This window comes from Streptomyces sp. NPDC056222 (genome assembly GCF_042264065.1).
Lineage (GTDB): Bacteria > Actinomycetota > Actinomycetes > Streptomycetales > Streptomycetaceae > Streptomyces.
The window spans coordinates 1-1,214 of record NZ_JBHJTL010000222.1 but is presented as its reverse complement, the minus strand read 5'-3'; the positions used below and the strand labels follow the sequence as shown (position 1 = coordinate 1,214).

General features: G+C 59.2%; 1 protein-coding gene. It reads left to right on the top strand.

The genetic code is table 11. The features are described from left to right. Positions 1-24: 24 nt before the first annotated feature. On the top strand, positions 25-1,214 hold a 1,190-nt coding region (locus tag ACFC0D_RS38645; protein ID WP_376446808.1), incomplete at its 3' end, for a T6SS effector BTH_I2691 family protein.

The window sequence follows — 1,214 nt, the reverse complement described above, 5'->3', positions numbered from 1 at the left end:
GTGCTCGACCGGTTGGGCCCAGAGATGGCTGTGCTGGTTGCCTGGCTCCGCCATGATCTGTTTCTGGCAACGCTGGAGGACTTTGACGGCCAGTCTGCGGCGCAAGGCGTGTGGTTCGAGGAAGTAATCACCGATGCCATTGCGGCGCTCGGCATGCACGAGATCGGCCGTGCATTTCTGACTGAATCGGCCAACGACACAAAAGTTACCGGAAGAGGATCCCTGCTCTGGCGAGCTATCGCGAAGAACCAGGAAGAGGCTCGCAAGGAGCTGGAGCAGACACTCTCGGCGGCGCAGGTCGGGGCCGACACAATTCTTGAGGTGACGGGCGCAAGCTGGGCGGCATTCATTGCAGGCACCGCACATCTGAGGTCTTTCTTGAGCCTTTACCGCAAGTTGGAGGTGGCGCAGAAGGAGGCTGCGCCCCCCACCGCCAGTGCCCGCATCCTTCGCGAGAGTGGCGTCGATCGCTTCGTCACTACCGCAGGTGCGTACCTTCTGAATCGATTTCCGATGAAGGGCATCCAGGACACTGTCGGCAATGCCATGGTCCGCGTCGTGCTCCTGACGCGGGCATTGATGGAGCGCGACGAGGCGATCAGCCTGGTGGCCGAAGAGCTGAGCAGCGGCCAACAGGGCAAGCGCTATTTCCTGGAGCGCATCCAGTTCTATCGCAAGAAGGGGAGTGCACTGCCGATGCAGTTCGCGCTTCGCGATCTGGAGCTGCACCATGGTGCACTGGCGATGCGCAAGCGTTGGCAGGCAGCGGCGGAAAGCAGCCGCAATGTCGTCCGTTTGAATTCCCTTACGGGCGTGTTGGAGATGGTGAATTTCATCCATCTGGCAACCAAGGTGGATAAGGATACGCGTGACTACGCAACGTTACTGGCGTCCGGCATGTCGCTTGTGGCTGTGTATACCAGTGTGCATGAAACGGTAGCCAAGGAGTTCTATGGGGCGGGTAGTGTCAGTGCTATTCGGATGAAGGTTGCCGGCAGTGTGTTGGCGGGAGCGGGTAGTTTTATTGGGGCGTACTACAGCTATTTAGACGCGGAAGCTGCGGACAGGCAGCAAGAGCTTGCTGCCGACATACTTTTGAGTACTAAAGCGTTCGTGACGGCGTCTGTGGGCGGTGCGCAGTTCCTGACCGCACTCGCCTACTCATCTCCGATCATCGAGCGCAGTCTGGGGCGCAATTCATTGACTTTGGGTCC